Below are 15,648 nucleotides of genomic sequence, written 5' to 3' on the forward strand. Positions count from 1 at the left end.
TCAAAAATAGAAGGGGGTTAGAACATGCCGATCAATATACCGAAAAAATTGCCTGCAAGGGAAGTATTAGAAAAAGAGAATGTGTTTATCATGGATGCCGACCGCGCGAACAGTCAGGATATTCGCCCGCTGAATATTGTCATCTTAAATTTAATGCCGGAAAAAGAAAAAACAGAGGCGCATCTGCTTCGGCTGCTGGGAAATACGCCGCTCCAAGTCAACGTATCTTTTTTACACACGGCGACACATGAATCAAAAAATGTCAGCAAAACGCATCTCGAACAGTTTTATACGACGTTTACAGAAGTGAAGAACAAACGAATTGACGGATTAATTATTACGGGCGCACCCATTGAGTTAATGCGGTTTGAAGAGGTTAATTATTGGAACGAATTAACGGAAATCATGGATTGGGCAAAAACGAATGTAACCTCATGCCTGTATATTTGCTGGGGAGCCCAGGCCGCGCTGTATCATCATTATCGCATCGGCAAGTTTGAATTGCCCAAGAAATGTTCGGGCATTTACAAACACATCGTTACAGAACCAACGGTGAAGCTCTTGCGCGGCTTCGATGACGAGTTCTATGCGCCGATTTCCCGCTATACCGATGTGAATCAATCCGAGATTGATGCCCACCCCGATTTGCAGCTGTTAGCTTATTCGGAGGAGGCCGGTCCGTTTCTGATTCTCTCAAGAGATCAAAAAAATATTATGGTTACTGGACATCTCGAATACGATGCCCAAACGCTGGCGGAAGAATACAGCCGAGATCTAAAAAAAGGAATCGACATTGATGTGCCAAAAAACTATTTCCCGGACAATAATCCGACAAGGAAGCCTGTCAATAAATGGCGTTCTCATGCTCATTTACTGTTTTCTAACTGGCTAAACTACTATGTCTATCAAGAAACGCCTTTTGAATGGGAATAGAGCAAAAAGCCCGGATGTGAAATCCGGGCTTTTACATAAGGTGTGCCTCCGAGCAGTCGGAGCTCTTGGCTCTCCGCTGTTTGTTTTTTATATGCGGGAGTATTGAATTCCCCTGCTTACTACGCTGAAGCAGGGGATTCACGCGAACGCCAATGTAACCGTCAGCTTCTTAGCAGGCTGCCTCCGCAGTCCCTGCGATGGATACGAAATTTATATGGTTTTAGCATCTCGTTCTGATTTTGACCCTGGGTTTTCGTGCCGCAGGTTTAAGGTTGTCTCATGCGGCTCTTGAAAGCTATTGGCGATTGATAGCCAGCAGAGACGAGTTCTTTTTCCACATCAGCCACTACGGCAGAATCGTTCAGGGGTATTACTCATTGGGCGATGCCTTGCCCATTCCTTGCAGCGGGATTCTTCTTTCGGAAAAATGATAAAACTGCGGCCGGCGATCTTCGAATACCGGGATTCGCTTTCTGATCTCCGCAACTTTATTTAAATCGATTTCTCCGATAAGCATTTCTTCGTCTTTGCCGGCTTCAGCTATAATTTCCCCCCAAGGATCAATGATCAGCGAATGGCCGGCAAAGACATTATTTGGATCTGAACCGCTGCGGTTGCAGGCAATAACGTAAGCTTGATTTTCAATCGCTCGCGCCAAGAGCAGCGTCCGCCAGTGATCGACACGGGCAAGCGGCCATTCGGCTGACACAAATAATACCTTTGCGCCCTTTAAAACATGAGTTCTTAACCATTCAGGAAAGCGGATATCATAGCAAATAAAAGCAGCCATTGTTTCGTTTTCCAGCATAAAGAGGCCATCCTCATTCCCGGCCTGCAGATATTTTTCTTCCTCCATAAGCCGAAAAAGATGCAGTTTACTATAAGATTTCACTAGTTGTCCGTCTCGATTTGTGACGAGCATCGTGTTTTCGACTCCGCTGTCCGTCTTATTGGCAACAGAGCCAGCCACAATATGCATGCGGTGCTTTTTCGCTTGAGCTGCTAAAAAAGCTGCGGTTTGCTTGATATTTGTGTCCGCAATTTCATCCAGACGGCCTAAATCGTAACCCGTTGTCCATAGCTCCGGCAAAACGGCAAGATCACATTGTTTCTCCGCCGCAACGCGCAGCCATTTGTCAGCGCGTTGAATATTTTCTTCCGGATCGCCAAATGCAATATCCATTTGAAGACAAGCAATCCTCCATTTCATTACAGATCCCCTCCTCTGATTCAGAAAATTCTTTCTTTACATTCTTTATCTTTCGTTATACCATTATTAACTATAATTGAAAAGCAGGAGAGGCTGGTAATATGAAAGAGTTCAAACAATCCAATCTGCTTCAGGCTCTGCCTGATCAATTTTTTGCAAAATTGAGCAAGAAAGTGGCTGAGGCTGTGCATGAGGGCCGGGATATTATTAACCTGGGACAAGGAAATCCTGATCAGCCGACGTTCCCGCATATTGTTGAAGCGTTAAAGCAGGCGGCTGATCGCCCGATAAATCATAAATATTCGCCTTTTAAAGGGTTTCCTTATATAAAACAGGCTTGTGCCGAATTTTACAAAAGGGAATATGGTGTAGAGGTTGATCCAGAAAGGGAGGTGGCCTTGCTTTTTGGAGGGAAAACAGGGCTGGTGGAGTTGCCTCAAGTTTTGTTAAACTCCGGCGATTTGGTTCTCGTGCCTGATCCCGGCTATCCCGATTATTGGTCGGGGATCGCCTTGGCGGGAGCTGAAATGTATAGGATGCCGCTGAAGAAGGAGAACCGTTTTCTCCCGCAATACGAAGCTATCCCAGAAGAAATCTGCAAGCGGGCGAAACTATTGTTTATTAATTATCCGAATAATCCGACAGGTGCTGTCGCGGATCTGGAATTCTTTGAACAGACGATCGAATTTGCTCATAAGCATGAGATATGCGTCGTCCATGATTTTGCTTATGGAGCGATTGGTTTTGATGGAAAAAAGCCGGTCAGCTATCTGGAAGCCGACCGGGCGAAGGCAACTGGATTAGAAATTTATACATTGTCCAAAACGTATAATATGGCCGGCTGGCGGGTTGGATTTGCGGTCGGCAATCCGAGCGTGATTGCCGCTTTGGAATTACTGCAGGATCATTTGCATTGCAGCATCTTCGGGGCGGTGCAGGAGGCGGCAGCGGCAGCATTGCTTAGCTCGCAGGAGTGTGTATATGAACAAGCCAAACTGTATGAAAGACGGCGGGATGTATGGATGAAAGGTTTAAGTGATATCGGCTGGGAAGCGGATGCGCCTGCAGGCTCTTTTTTTACATGGCTGAAGGTTCCGGACGGTTATACTTCTGAACAATTCAGTGATTTGCTGCTCAATGAAGCGAATATCGCTGTAGCGCCTGGTGCGGGATTTGGCGCCCATGGAGAGGGGTATGTGCGGGCGGGAATGCTCGCTTCAGAAGAAAGAATCCGGGAAGCAATTGACCGATTAAAAAAAATAAACATTTTCAAAAAAAATGTTGACAGTCAAGCCTAAACGTGGAATAATGCAAATTAATCGAAAACAGATTATTATCAAACATTTAAATATCATATGAACATCTTATCAAGAGCAGGTGGAGGGACGAGCCCGATGAAGCCCGGCAACCGACTTGGCATAAACCAAGCACGGTGCTAATTCTTGCAGCGAAAAGCTGAGAGATAAGAAGAAGTGTTGATTGACAGTTAAGCCTCTTCTTATCGAAGGGGCTTTTTTGTAATGACAAACAGATCAAGAGGAGGAGTTAATATGAGAGCGGCTAAAGAATTAAATGCTTTCGAATGGACGATATCAGGGGCAAGTTTCTTTGAAACAGCTGCCATACAGGAAGGGGAGAAAGTGTTATATATCGGAGAGGCCTCTTCGTTCGCTGGTGACTATCAGTTAGAGAGAAAAGATCTTACAGCGATTTCCCCAGAAGAACATCGTTTAGGGGCAAGCCGCTACCATGCAGCGCTCGCCCAGTTGAGCTTGCATCGATCCGATCATGCGGAGAATTTATTAAAAGCTGTGTTTGCACAATTGAAGCCCGGAGGCCGATTTATTGCCGATTTGGCTGAGTCTGAAACGCTGCGTTACGGAGGGCCATTTGTATATAAACGAAATTTGCCGGATTATTGGGATACGCTGCGAGAGGTTGGTTTTGAAGCGATTTTTGTTCAGCAAATTTCCGTATACACGGAGGAAGAAGTCATTTTGCAAGGCTGGGATGATTTAGTCGGCATAAAGCATTTTCCGGTGAAGGTTAATCGCTTTGTAGCATTGAGAGGTGCTTAAGTATTGAACGGTGAACTCGACTGGAGGAAGTTTCATCCGTTTTCCAACGGTCCCGGCGAAACAGCGTACACTTGTTCTAAAGCGTCCCCGATGCTAGAGAGGCTTTCTGATCTTTCTTCTAGAACTTTATAGTTTCCATGAGTGCTTGTATCTACGGTTATCGCCCCTTCGGTGATCCAGCCGATCAAGTGTAAAGAAGCATGAATCATGATAGGCTCCCCAGGAAAAATGCCGAAGGAGCGCAGCCCTTTTTTAAGGGGCCTTTTGCAGTAAAGACATTCATTCTCTCTCCTCCGTTCCGCGGGTTTCACTTCCCCTATTATTCATGTGCATTTCCCGCTTTTTTCTTACTGAATGGTCTAGTATGATAAGAAAGACTATGAAAAAAAGGATGAATGCAAGTGAGTAATCGACAGCTGTTTTATCGAACGATTCCCTTTTCCAAAGAACGTTTTTTTCAACAATATAAAGCATTAGCGGCAAAAGAAGCCTATCATGTGCTTCTTGAAAGCGGCCGCGGCGGGCGCTTGAGCATCGCTGCCATGTCTCCGGCAGCTATTGTTCAAGCGGCAGAAACGGGCATAATGGTGGAGTCAAACGGAGAGGCAGAGCTGAAACAAGGGCTCCCGCTTCAAGAGCTCGTGGAATGGATGAAAGCTTTTGAATTGCCTAAGCAGGAAGGGCTGCCTGACTTTCAAGGCGGTGCGATTGGCTATATTAGCTATGATTATGCCCGCTGCATTGAAAAGCTGCCCGAGCAAGCGGCGGATGATCTCGGCTTGCCGCTCGTTTACTTTCTCTTATTTAATCAGTGGGCAGTGTTTGAGGAAGACACTGATAAGCTATGGCTGATGGCCGTGGCTCAAAATGAAGAAGAAGCCGATTTAGCTTCTCTTGAGAAAAGCTGGACGGCTCCATTGAAGGAGAAGTTCGCCTCTGTTCATCCTAAATGTGTGAAGGAGGAGCGGCGGGTTTCTTTTTCGGAAGAAACCTTCAAGCAAGCCGTTGAAAAAACTAAGCATTATATTTCTCAAGGGGACGTCTTTCAAGTGAATCTCTCCGTGCGGCAATCCTGTGAATTGGCGGTTCCGGCGCTTTCCGTTTATGAAGAAGTCAGAAAGCTGAATCCCTCTCCGTACATGGCGTACCTTCATACACCGGATTTTCAAGTAGTTTCCGCTTCTCCAGAATTGCTGATAAAAAAATCCGGAACGGAATTAAGCACACGTCCGATTGCCGGCACGCGTTCACGCGGAAATAGCGAAGAAGAGGATTTCCGCTTAGCCTCGGAGCTGATTGAAAATGAAAAAGAGCGGGCTGAGCATGTCATGCTAGTGGATCTCGAACGAAATGATCTTGGACGAGTATGCCGATACGGAACCGTTGAAGTCAATGAATTTATGGTGATTGAGAAATATTCACATGTTCAGCATATTGTTTCGAATGTGCGCGGTGAAATAGCGGAAGGAAAAACAAATGCCGATGTCATTGAAGCGGTCTTCCCGGGCGGCACCATTACCGGAGCGCCTAAGGTGAGAACGATGGAAATTATTGAGGAGCTGGAGCCTGTTCGCCGCGGGATTTATACAGGGTCGATCGGATGGCTCGGCTTCAACGGGGATATGGAGTTAAACATTGTGATCCGCACCATGCTTGTAAAAGACCAGCAATGCCATATACAAGCCGGGGCAGGGATCGTCGTCGACTCCAATCCAGCCCATGAATATAAAGAATCGCTGAAAAAAGCCGCCGCTGTCTGGAAAGCGAAGGAACTGGCAGAAAGGAAATAAGAGAAATGTTAGCTAGGAGGAGAGCGCATTGATACTGATGATAGATAATTATGATTCATTTACATATAATCTCGTGCAGTATTTAGGAGAGATGGGAGAAGAGCTGGTTGTGCGCCGGAATGACGAGATCACGACTGCGGAGATCCGAGCGCTGAACCCTGATTATTTGATGATTTCACCGGGACCGTGCACGCCGAATGAGGCAGGAATCAGTTTGGAAGCCATTCGGGAGTTTGCCGGGAAGATTCCTATATTTGGAGTGTGCCTCGGCCAGCAGTCAATCGCTCAAGTGTTTGGAGCGGAGGTGGTGCAGGCGGAGCGCTTGATGCACGGCAAGACATCGGATATGTTGCATGACGGCCGGACCATTTTTGAAGGGCTGCCCAACCCGTTTCCGGCGACTCGCTACCATTCCCTGATCGTGAAACGCGAAACGCTTCCTGCTTGCTTCGAGGTATCCGCATGGACAGCAGAAGGGGAAATTATGGCGATTCGTCATAAAGAGCTGGCAGTGGAAGGTGTGCAATTTCATCCGGAATCCATTATGACCTATGGCGGCAAGCAAATGCTTCGCAGCTTTATTCGCCAATACCGAAAAGCGGCGGCGAAAGTATGACGATGTATATTTATTTAAACGGCGAGCTGCTGCCTAAAGAAGAAGCCAAGATTTCACCCTTTGATCACGGCTTTCTATATGGAATGGGCCTGTTTGAAACGATTCGCACTTACGGCGGCAAGCCTTTCTTGCTGGAGGAGCACATCGAGCGGCTGCAGGCAGGCATGCAAGAAATGAATATTGCCATGACGCTGACAGTTGAAAAAGCAGGGAAGATCATCGCTGCCCTTTGCGAGAAGAATCAGCTTCCTCATTCATCTGTCAGGCTGAATATTTCCGCGGGAGAAGGAGCGATGGGACCGCAAACGGAAACGTTTCATCATCCGGCCATATTCGCCTTTCAGCGCCCGGTTGTGCCGTCTTTTGAGATGAAAGAAAAGGAAGCGGTGCTTCTCCAATTGCGCAGAAATACACCGGAGACGGGTTTTCGGCTGAAATCGCATCATTATTTCAATAATATTGCCGCTAAGCGAGAAGTGGGGTCCGATCCGGCCAAAGAAGGCATATTCTTGACGAAGGAGGGATATGTCGCCGAAGGAGTCGCGTCCAATATTTTTTGGGTGAAAGCGGGTACTCTTTTCACTCCCGCTCTTGATACAGGCATTTTAAATGGCGTTACCCGCATGTTTCTTTTAAAAAGAGCCCAAGCTATGCAAATCCCTGTCCAGGAGGGATTGTTTCGTTTAAAGGAATTATTAAGCGCAGATGAAATCTTTTTAACGAATTCCATTCAGGAAATTGCCCCTGTTCATCTTATCGGCGGCAAGTGTTTCCCGGGCCGGAACGGTGAGATTACGAAACAGCTCTACGAGGATTATCGGAGCTGGACTGGCCAAACTGCCTTCCTGTAAACAAGGAAGGCAGTTTTTTATTCCTCTAAATAAGCTGCTGTGAGCCTCCTTGTAAGAAAGGAGCAGGAAATCAAAAAGTTAAAGTGGGAGCTCACGGGTACGTTTGATGGAAGTTTGGATGGCAGCCTTTGTTCTTCATTTCAACAGCGGAAGATGATAGAAAGCCCCCGCTGTTTGAAGGTTCATTTTATTCGGAGGGGCGCCGGACATGCATGGTTTTAAGCGATCTTAAGGGAAAGTTAAGGTTCTTCAAATTGGGATTTAAGCTTGTGCTTGTAAACTAAGAAGCAGATGACAAACAGGAGGAATAAACAATGACTGAATGGCTGATAGAAACGAGTGACTTAACCAAGAAGTTCGGAAGCTTTTTAGCGGTAAACCATGTGAATTTGCGGGTGCCGAAAGGAGGGATTTACGGATTTTTAGGTCCCAATGGAGCAGGGAAATCGACGACGATCCGCATGCTGCTTGGCCTGGTGCAGCCTACAAAAGGAGATTTGAAACTGTTCGGCCAGTCGATCCGCACCGATCGGATGGAGATCCTAAGGCGGGTTGGCTCTTTAGTAGAATCTCCCTCCTATTACGGACATTTGACGGCTTATGAAAATTTGGAGATCACAAGGAAAATCCTTGGAGTAAGCAAGGAAGAAATTGATCGCGTGCTCGAAATCGTCCGATTAACAGCCGTGAAGAAAAAGAAAGTGAAGCAGTTCTCCCTCGGAATGAAACAGCGTCTGGGCATTGCTCAAGCTTTACTTGGCAAGCCAGAACTGCTCATTTTAGACGAACCGACAAATGGCTTAGATCCAGCGGGGATATTGGAAATTCGTGATTTAATTATAAGTCTGCCGAAAAAATACGGCATTACTGTATTAATTTCCAGCCACATTTTAAGTGAAATCGAACGGGTGGCTACACATATTGGGATTATTAATAAAGGAAAGCTGCTTTTTCAAGGAACGCTGGATGAATTGCGCAGCAAGCAAACGGCTGCCGTGATGGTGCAGGCTGCGCCGAAACAGGAAGCATTAAAGCTTTTAAAAGAAAATAAATACTCATGGACGGATAAAGGTGAATTTATTCAAATGGACGGAGTGGTGAAGCCTGCTGAAATCAACCGCCAATTAGTCAGCAGCGGACTCGATGTCAACGCCATATTTATGGAGAAAAAATCACTCGAACGCATATTCCTGGAAATGACAGAAGAGGCGGTGGAATAAATGAGGATCTTCCCATTACTGAAAACAGAATGGCAGAAGCAAAAACGCGGATTTCTTTTGCTTTTTCTCCTTATTATTCCGTCAGGTACGACGCTGGCCATGTTTTTAGATATGAATATCCGCTATGATTACTTAATGCAAGTCGCGGAAAAAGGAGAAAGCTCGTGGGATGTGCTGCTGAATGAAAATCATCGCATTCTTGGGTGGGGGACTTTTTTGCCGCTGTTTATTGCCGCGATCTTCTTCTTTATATTTCAAGTCGAGCATCAGCAAAATTCCTGGAAGCACCTGCTTAGTTTGCCCGTTCATAAGGTATCGGTGTATGTATCCAAATGGCTGGCGGGTTTAATGTACATCGCGCTGCTGATTGTGCTCAATACAGCAGGTCTTGTGCTCGTCGGAAAGGTAATGGAGTTTCCCGAAGCAGTGGATTGGGGTGGCTACGGAATGTATGTGCTCAATCAATTTGTTCTGGCGCTTGCAGTGACTGCTTTGCAGCAATGGTTAAGTTCATGGCTGAGAAATCCATTTATTCCTGTGGCACTGGCCTTTGCCGGTTTGATTATTGGCAGCATACTATCTTCTCAAGAGCAAAGTCTGTTGAAACTTGTTCCGTACGCTTATACAAGCTTGGCTGCCGGAGATGCCGCTGAACCATCAGGAATGTTTATGTACTCTATTCTGTGCACTGTTTTGTTTCTATTAATCGGAAGCTGGCAATTTCGGAAAAAGGATATTTTATAAGGAGGGATATGAACAATGAATTTATGGAAAGCAGAATGGCTTAAGCTGAAACACTCCAAGCTGATAGGGCTTGCGGTTATACTGCCAGTGTTTGCCGCTATACAAGGGAGAGCATATGCGATCAACGCGGAAGATCATGATGTGTTGTTTCAATATCATTATGCGGGTTCCATGTCCTTATTTGCTTGGCTGGTCTATCCGCTTTTGGCGGCCATTGTCATTGCGATGATCGCAAGGATTGAACATTCCGGAAACGGGTGGAAGCAATTGCTGGCGTTGCCGGTATCACGGACCCATGTCTACTGTGTGAAGTTTTTAATGAGCATTGGCATCGTATTTGTCAGTTTAATTGTTCTTTATTGCGGCATCTGGATAGGAGTATCCACTTTTCCGGAAGCCAGTGCTTTTCCTGCAGCTGAGCTTTTGGTGAGTTTAATCAAATATTTTATAGCCAGCTTTCCCATGCTGGCGGTTCTATTCTTTTTAAGCTACCGCTTCCAGCATCCCGGCATACCGATTGGGATCGGAATCGGTTTGGCGCTGCCAATCATTTTGATTGGTCAGTCGACAAGGTTTTGGATTTACTACCCGTGGTGTTATCCGATGATTGCAGCACTCACGGACCCAGCAAAATTAGGCGGGAAAGCTTTCATTATGTATGGGGGTTCCATTGGGATGCTCGCCGCTGTTTTCTTTATCGGGTTGGCTCATTTTCGCTCGAAGGATATAATATAGCCATCTTACATATAAGGGTGAAACGATATGATGGCCATGCATGGATTAGTAAATAAGACGATATTGCTGATTGACGATGAAGTGGAAATATTGAAATTATTGGAGATGGTTTTGCGCAAAGAGGGGTTTCTGCACATTCGGACAGCCGCCACGGGTAAAGAAGGGCTGGATTTGTGCAGAAGCTGCCAGCCGGATGTGATTGTGCTGGATATTATGCTCCCTGATATGGAAGGCTATGAGGTTTGCAGACAAATCAGGGAGTTTTCCCTCGTTCCGATTATTTTCTTGTCTGCGAAATCAGATGATATTGATAAGCTTCTGGGACTCGGAATTGGAGGCGATGATTATGTGACGAAGCCGTTCAGCCCTAAAGAGGTGGCCTTTCGAGTGAAAGCACAGCTAAGAAGAAGCGCTTATTATCCGCAGCAAGCAGCCGCCAAGCAAGATGTTCTTGTGATAGGGGATATCGAAATTAATCAGCAGACCGGAGAAGTGAAGAAGGGCGGGAAAAATGTCTTGCTGACTGCAAAAGAGTGGAAGCTGCTGCTGTTTTTAGCTGCGCATCCTAATCAAATAATGAGTAAAGCGAAAATCTGTGATGCGGTGTGGGGAGAAGAATACGTCGGGCATGATAATACGATTATGGTACATATTCGCCATCTGCGTGAAAAGCTGGAGAGTGAACCGGGAAAGCCGCAATGGATCCTTACGGTCAAGGGGCTCGGCTATAAACTAAACACTAGGGGTCATTAAGATGAAGTGGAAGTTGACTGCTCAATTTTTGTTGGCAATGATTATTACCATTATTCTCTCTTTGTTCGTTTTTATGCTGCTGAATACTGCACTCTTCTTAATGGATGGGCATAAGGATAAGTTGAAGAGTACTCCGGAGTCTTACACCATTGCTTTTGGTAAAAACATTGGCTATCAAAAGGGGCGATTTCTGATTCCTTCTGACAAGCTGGCTGAATTAAAGAGAGAGCAGAAATGGATTCAAATTCTCGATGAAAATGGCAGAGAGGTGTACAGCTACAATCAGCCCAAGGAGATTCCAAACCATTATACGCCAGGTGAACTGGTCTTTTTCTATAAATATGGGGGGGCTGCTGCAGGCGACTCCACGATCTTTGTAGCCAAGCTTGATAAAGGAAACCGCAAGTTCAGTTACATCATCGGCTATCCTTATGAGGAGGTAAGCAAAGGGCCAATGATCTATCATGGAACAAAGTGGTGGACTGATGCAGTCAAGCTCTTTCTGCTGGCTGTTTGTACGATTATCCTGATTGCCTCCCTGATTGGCTATTTGATTAGCCGGCGATTAACGAAACCGATTCTGTCTGTAACGGAAAGCATTCGCGAATTCGCGAAGGGAAATTTCACCCATACTGTGCAGGAAAAAGGGCTGTATAAAAATGTTTTTCATAATTTGAATGAGCTGTCACTTACGCTCCTTGCCAATGAAAAGGAGCGGAAGAAAACGGAACGGCTTCGGGAGGAATGGGTGGCGAACATTACGCATGATATTAAGACGCCGCTTGCTTCTGTGAAAGGTTATTCAGAAATTCTCGTTGATCCTCAATATCAATTACAGGAGAAAGAGCAAAAAGAATATCTCGAAATTATTTCCCAAAAGGCGGAGTACATCAGCCGGCTGGTAGATGATTTAAATATGACCTATAAGCTTCGGCACTCCGCTGATATCGTTCATAAAAAAGAAGGAAATATCGTCGCTATTCTACAGGAAACGGTGATTGATATCTTAAACCATCCGCGATACGAAAATGTCCCCATTGAATTTTCTGCGGATGCCGAACAATACTTGTTTCCCTTAGATGAGATGCTTTGGAAGCGGGCGTTTACGAATCTGCTTTTTAATGCGATCGTTCATAACCCCGAAGGAACGATTATTCACGTGCGTTTTAAAGGAAAGCAGAGAAAAAGACCCATTATTGAAATTTCCGATAATGGGCGGGGGATTGACGAAACAGAATTGGAGAACTTATTTACCCGTTATTATTGCGGAACCAATACGGGGGAGGCTCATAAAGGTTCCGGGCTTGGTTTGGCCATCGCCAAACAAGTAGCGGAAAGTCACGGAGCAGAAATGAAAGCTGAAAGCTCGATCGGACAAGGAACAACGATTACCATTATATTAGCTCAGCCTGTGAACAAGTAATGTTCCAGGCTTTTTTCTTAGAATATGTCCAATAACTCTACCGAACTATTCATCTATTTAAAGCCTTGATCATGTTTAGATGCGGTTAAGCATGATCGTCATCAAGCTTGTGTTTGCTGATAGCTTTGCTGTTGCTGAGGAAATGAATGGAGGAAGCAGACAAAGAGCTTACTTGGAGATCCTTTTTTTTATAATTCAGCATATAGTCTGAGCCTTTTGATAAAACGGAATATTTGCTTATTAGTAACCGGATATTCACATTTTGGAAAAATCCTTATATTTACATGCTGAATGGGAAGCATCCTTAAAGGTTGGTTGCTATAATTTAACTAGTGGCAAATCATGCATAAAGGCTCTAGTGTTAGGGAAATAAAATCAACTAGAGTCGGAGGTGATCAGAGATGTTTTGGATTCAGTTTGCCATTTTGCTTATTTGTATTTTTATTGGAGCTCGTCTCGGCGGAGTAGGGCTGGGCGTAATGGGCGGGGTCGGACTTGCTGTTTTTGTGTTTATCTTTCAATTGCCGCCCACGGAGCCGCCCATTGATGTGATGTTAATGATTGTGGCGGTTATTACGGCAGCCAGTTCATTGCAAGCGGCTGGCGGCATGGATTATCTTGTTGGCCTGGCCGAAAAAGCACTAAGGAAAAATCCTAAAAGAATAACGTACGTAGCGCCGATCGTCACTTATTTATTTACGTTTTGTGCGGGGACGGGCCATGTGGCTTATTCTGTGCTACCGGTGATTGCAGAGGTGGCCCGGGAATCAAAAGTAAGGCCTGAACGGCCGCTGTCAATTGCGGTTATCGCCTCGCAGCAAGCGATCACAGCCAGTCCTATTTCTGCAGCGACAGTAGCGCTAGTTGCTTTATTAGCTGATTTTCAAGTCAGCTTGATGGATATTTTGATTGTCAGCATTCCTTCTACATTTGCGGCTTGTATGCTGGGAGCTTTCGTTTCCAGCAAAATGGGACCGGAGCTTGAGGAAGATCCGATTTACTTGGAAAGATTAAAACAAGGGCTGGCACCGATGAAACAGGAACAGAAGTCAGGGCATATTACGAAAGAGTCCAAACTCGCTGTTTTCCTATTTTTGTTAGGCGTGATATCGGTAGTGTTGCTGGGCTCCATGGAATTCCTGCGTCCGGCGTGGATGGTGAATGGAGAGCTTGTCCGGCTGTCAATGCCGCATACGATTGAAATTGTGATGCTTACCGTTTCAGCGCTTATTTTGATTCTTTGTAAACCGGATATAGAAGCGATTACTTCAGGAACGGTATTTAAGGCGGGAATAACGGCTGTCGTGGCGATTTTTGGTATTGCCTGGATGGGGGATACATTCTTTAAAGGAAATATGGAATTTATTCAGGGATCTATTCAAGAGCTTGTTACGTCAGCTCCGTGGCTGTTTGCCTTTGCTTTGTTTGTTCTTTCCATTCTGCTGTACAGTCAGGCGGCTACGATCCGAGCCTTAGTGCCGCTGGGAATTTCTTTAGGCATTTCACCTTATTTACTAATTGCTATGTTCCCAGCCGTGAATGGCTATTTCTTTATTCCGAATTATGGTACAGTAGTGGCGGCGATTAACTTCGACCGGACCGGAACGACAAGGATCGGTAAATATATATTAAACCACAGCTTTATGCTTCCAGGCTTAGTGTCAACTATCGGTGCAGTAGCCATCGGGCTGCTTTTAGCGAGTATTCTTTTTTAATAGCTTCCATGCAGCAGCTACCTATCTAACAGAGGAGTGAGTAAGGTGTCAGCACAACCAATGTTTCGAATGGAAAAGGATTTCTTAGGGGAAAAAGAAGTGCCTATACAGGCCTACTACGGGGTACAGACATTGAGAGCGGTGGAAAATTTTCCAATCACCGGCTATCGGATTGATGAGAGCTTAATTAAAGCATTAGCGATTGTCAAAAAATCAGCCGCACAAGCCAACCGTGACATCGGACAATTGAATGAAAAAATAGCCGGTGCGATCATTCAAGCGGCTGAAGAAGTGATGAGCGGCCATTATAATGATCAGTTTATTGTCGATCCGATTCAAGGAGGAGCGGGAACCTCGATCAATATGAACGGCAATGAAGTGATTGCCAACCGTGCTTTAGAAATTCTTGGGGAGGAAAAAGGAAACTATCAAGTCGTTTCTCCTAACTCTCATGTCAATATGGCCCAATCCACTAACGACGCTTTCCCAACAGCTATTCATATCGCTGTGATTGAAAAAGTGAATGTCCTTCTTGAAGTTATGAAAAAGCTTGAAGCGGCTTTTCATGATAAAGCGCTGGAATTTAACCATATTTTAAAGATGGGGCGCACCCATTTACAAGATGCCGTTCCGATTCGTTTAGGGCAGGAGTTTGAAGCTTACGCCCGCGTGCTTGGACGCGATATTGATCGGATCGCGATGTCTCTTCAGCATTTATATGAGGTGAACATGGGAGCGACTGCGGTTGGCACCGGCCTGAACGCAGAGCCTCTCTATATTGAAAAGGTAGTCGAATATTTGGCGGAAAACAGCGGATTTCCTATTAAGCCGGCTGAACATCTAGTGGATGCCACTCAAAATACAGATGCTTACTTAGAAGTGTCCGCTTCTTTAAAAGTATGCATGATGAATATGTCCAAGGTAGCCAATGATTTGCGGATGATGGCTTCAGGTCCGCGTGCGGGACTTGCGGAAATTAAGCTGCCTGCCCGTCAGCCAGGATCGTCCATTATGCCGGGAAAAGTGAATCCTGTCATGGCTGAAGTATTGAACCAAGTGGCTTTCCAGGTAATTGGCAATGATCATACCATTTGTCTGGCATCAGAAGCGGGCCAGTTTGAATTAAATGTGATGGAGCCTGTGCTTGTTTTCAACCTGCTTCAGTCCACCAAGATCATGACCAATGTGTTTACCGTCTTCCGCCAATATTGTCTGGAAGGAATTCAAGCAAACGCAGAGCAGATGGAGCATTACGTGAACAACAGCGTGGGGATTATTACAGCCATCAATCCCCATGTAGGGTATGAAGTCGCCGCTTCTGTAGCAAAAGAAGCCATTGAAACAGGAAAACCTGTCCGGGACATTTGCCTAGAGCGTGAAGTGTTGACGGATGAAGAGCTGGATTTAATTCTGCATCCGTACGAAATGACAGACCCAGGTATCTCGGGCCGTGAAGTGATGCGCAGAAAAAAGGCAAATAAGGAGCAATAAAAAAATAGCGTTCATTCTTATAAAGAAAGCTGTCTCGCTTGTGGATTGCCTCACCCAATGCAAGCGGTTTCGGCCAAAGCAGGTGCAAG

The 15,648-nt window shown here is 45.5% G+C and carries 15 protein-coding genes and 1 riboswitch; of the genes, 13 read left to right on the forward strand and 2 right to left on the reverse strand.

The genetic code is table 11. The annotated features are described in order from the left end of the window. Positions 1 to 24: 24 nt before the first annotated feature. Positions 25 to 933, forward strand: a complete 909-nt coding sequence (metA, locus tag CEF20_RS02370) for a homoserine O-acetyltransferase MetA (RefSeq protein WP_100330326.1) — start codon at positions 25 to 27, stop codon at positions 931 to 933. Positions 934 to 1,303: 370 nt separating this feature from the next. Here metA and CEF20_RS02375 read toward each other — a convergent pair whose 3' ends face one another. Beyond that, positions 1,304 to 2,143: a carbon-nitrogen family hydrolase gene (locus CEF20_RS02375; RefSeq protein ID WP_100330327.1), complete on the reverse strand. Its 840-nt coding sequence runs from the start codon at positions 2,141 to 2,143 to the stop codon at positions 1,304 to 1,306. A 101-nt stretch (positions 2,144 to 2,244) separates the two neighbouring features. Between CEF20_RS02375 and CEF20_RS02380 the strand changes: the two genes are divergently transcribed. Together CEF20_RS02380 and CEF20_RS02385 are read left to right on the forward strand one after the other, a co-directional pair. Beyond that, positions 2,245 to 3,441, forward strand: a complete 1,197-nt coding sequence (locus tag CEF20_RS02380; RefSeq protein WP_100330328.1) for a pyridoxal phosphate-dependent aminotransferase — start codon at positions 2,245 to 2,247, stop codon at positions 3,439 to 3,441. A 63-nt stretch (positions 3,442 to 3,504) separates the two neighbouring features. Continuing rightward, positions 3,505 to 3,612, forward strand: a riboswitch (SAM riboswitch). A gap of 81 nt (positions 3,613 to 3,693) precedes the next feature. After that, on the forward strand, positions 3,694 to 4,221 hold the full coding sequence (locus CEF20_RS02385) for a hypothetical protein (protein WP_100330329.1): 528 nt from the start codon (positions 3,694 to 3,696) through the stop codon (positions 4,219 to 4,221). Between the two features lie 32 nt (positions 4,222 to 4,253). Here CEF20_RS02385 and CEF20_RS16490 read toward each other — a convergent pair whose 3' ends face one another. Next, positions 4,254 to 4,430 (reverse strand): hypothetical protein, encoded by a 177-nt coding sequence (locus tag CEF20_RS16490; RefSeq protein WP_157796179.1) that lies wholly within the window; start codon positions 4,428 to 4,430, stop codon positions 4,254 to 4,256. A gap of 192 nt (positions 4,431 to 4,622) precedes the next feature. Here CEF20_RS16490 and CEF20_RS02390 point away from each other — a divergent pair, with 192 nt between their 5' ends. The 10 genes from CEF20_RS02390 to aspA all read left to right on the forward strand — a co-directional run bounded on the left by CEF20_RS02390 (position 4,623) and on the right by aspA (position 15,559). Then, the gene (locus CEF20_RS02390) at positions 4,623 to 6,011 is read left to right on the forward strand and encodes an anthranilate synthase component I family protein (RefSeq protein ID WP_232713347.1); all 1,389 of its coding nucleotides are present in this window, start codon (positions 4,623 to 4,625) and stop codon (positions 6,009 to 6,011) included. A gap of 28 nt (positions 6,012 to 6,039) precedes the next feature. After that, positions 6,040 to 6,627: an aminodeoxychorismate/anthranilate synthase component II gene (pabA, locus tag CEF20_RS02395; protein ID WP_100330331.1), complete on the forward strand. Its 588-nt coding sequence runs from the start codon at positions 6,040 to 6,042 to the stop codon at positions 6,625 to 6,627. Next, positions 6,624 to 7,478 (forward strand): aminodeoxychorismate lyase, encoded by an 855-nt coding sequence (gene pabC / locus CEF20_RS02400; RefSeq protein ID WP_332849189.1) that lies wholly within the window; start codon positions 6,624 to 6,626, stop codon positions 7,476 to 7,478. The genes pabA and pabC overlap by 4 nt, the downstream gene beginning before the upstream one ends. A 314-nt stretch (positions 7,479 to 7,792) precedes the next feature. After that, complete coding sequence (locus CEF20_RS02405; protein ID WP_100330332.1) at positions 7,793 to 8,698, forward strand: ABC transporter ATP-binding protein; 906 nt, start codon at positions 7,793 to 7,795, stop codon at positions 8,696 to 8,698. Next, positions 8,699 to 9,442, forward strand: coding sequence for an ABC transporter permease (locus CEF20_RS02410; protein ID WP_100330333.1), 744 nt, complete (start codon positions 8,699 to 8,701; stop codon positions 9,440 to 9,442). Positions 9,443 to 9,457: 15 nt separating this feature from the next. After that, on the forward strand, positions 9,458 to 10,177 hold the full coding sequence (locus CEF20_RS02415) for an ABC transporter permease (protein WP_100330334.1): 720 nt from the start codon (positions 9,458 to 9,460) through the stop codon (positions 10,175 to 10,177). 30 nt (positions 10,178 to 10,207) lie between these two features. Beyond that, positions 10,208 to 10,930, forward strand: coding sequence for a response regulator transcription factor (locus CEF20_RS02420; protein ID WP_100331974.1), 723 nt, complete (start codon positions 10,208 to 10,210; stop codon positions 10,928 to 10,930). A 1-nt stretch (position 10,931) separates the two neighbouring features. Then, positions 10,932 to 12,353, forward strand: a complete 1,422-nt coding sequence (locus tag CEF20_RS02425; protein WP_100330335.1) for a sensor histidine kinase — start codon at positions 10,932 to 10,934, stop codon at positions 12,351 to 12,353. A gap of 401 nt (positions 12,354 to 12,754) precedes the next feature. Continuing rightward, a complete protein-coding gene (locus tag CEF20_RS02430) occupies positions 12,755 to 14,068 on the forward strand; it encodes an anaerobic C4-dicarboxylate transporter family protein (protein WP_100330336.1) in 1,314 nt (437 codons plus the stop codon). A 45-nt stretch (positions 14,069 to 14,113) separates the two neighbouring features. Then, positions 14,114 to 15,559, forward strand: coding sequence for an aspartate ammonia-lyase (gene aspA, locus CEF20_RS02435; RefSeq protein ID WP_408607777.1), 1,446 nt, complete (start codon positions 14,114 to 14,116; stop codon positions 15,557 to 15,559). Positions 15,560 to 15,648 lie beyond the last annotated feature (89 nt).

It is taken from the genome of Bacillus xiapuensis, from assembly GCF_002797355.1.
Taxonomy (GTDB): Bacteria; Bacillota; Bacilli; order Bacillales; family Domibacillaceae; genus Bacillus_CE; species Bacillus_CE xiapuensis.

What these genes read in the sequence shown, in the direction of transcription:
- metA (WP_100330326.1), top strand. Translation starts at nt 25, where the DNA reads ATGCCGATCAATATACCGAAAAAATTGCCTGCAAGGGAAGTATTAGAA.
- CEF20_RS02375 (WP_100330327.1), bottom strand. Translation starts at nt 2,143, where the DNA reads ATGAAATGGAGGATTGCTTGTCTTCAAATGGATATTGCATTTGGCGAT.
- CEF20_RS02380 (WP_100330328.1), top strand. Translation starts at nt 2,245, where the DNA reads ATGAAAGAGTTCAAACAATCCAATCTGCTTCAGGCTCTGCCTGATCAA.
- CEF20_RS02385 (WP_100330329.1), top strand. Translation starts at nt 3,694, where the DNA reads ATGAGAGCGGCTAAAGAATTAAATGCTTTCGAATGGACGATATCAGGG.
- CEF20_RS16490 (WP_157796179.1), bottom strand. Translation starts at nt 4,430, where the DNA reads ATGATTCATGCTTCTTTACACTTGATCGGCTGGATCACCGAAGGGGCG.
- pabC (WP_332849189.1), top strand. Translation starts at nt 6,624, where the DNA reads ATGACGATGTATATTTATTTAAACGGCGAGCTGCTGCCTAAAGAAGAA.
- CEF20_RS02405 (WP_100330332.1), top strand. Translation starts at nt 7,793, where the DNA reads ATGACTGAATGGCTGATAGAAACGAGTGACTTAACCAAGAAGTTCGGA.
- CEF20_RS02410 (WP_100330333.1), top strand. Translation starts at nt 8,699, where the DNA reads ATGAGGATCTTCCCATTACTGAAAACAGAATGGCAGAAGCAAAAACGC.
- CEF20_RS02415 (WP_100330334.1), top strand. Translation starts at nt 9,458, where the DNA reads ATGAATTTATGGAAAGCAGAATGGCTTAAGCTGAAACACTCCAAGCTG.
- CEF20_RS02420 (WP_100331974.1), top strand. Translation starts at nt 10,208, where the DNA reads ATGGCCATGCATGGATTAGTAAATAAGACGATATTGCTGATTGACGAT.
- CEF20_RS02425 (WP_100330335.1), top strand. Translation starts at nt 10,932, where the DNA reads ATGAAGTGGAAGTTGACTGCTCAATTTTTGTTGGCAATGATTATTACC.
- CEF20_RS02430 (WP_100330336.1), top strand. Translation starts at nt 12,755, where the DNA reads ATGTTTTGGATTCAGTTTGCCATTTTGCTTATTTGTATTTTTATTGGA.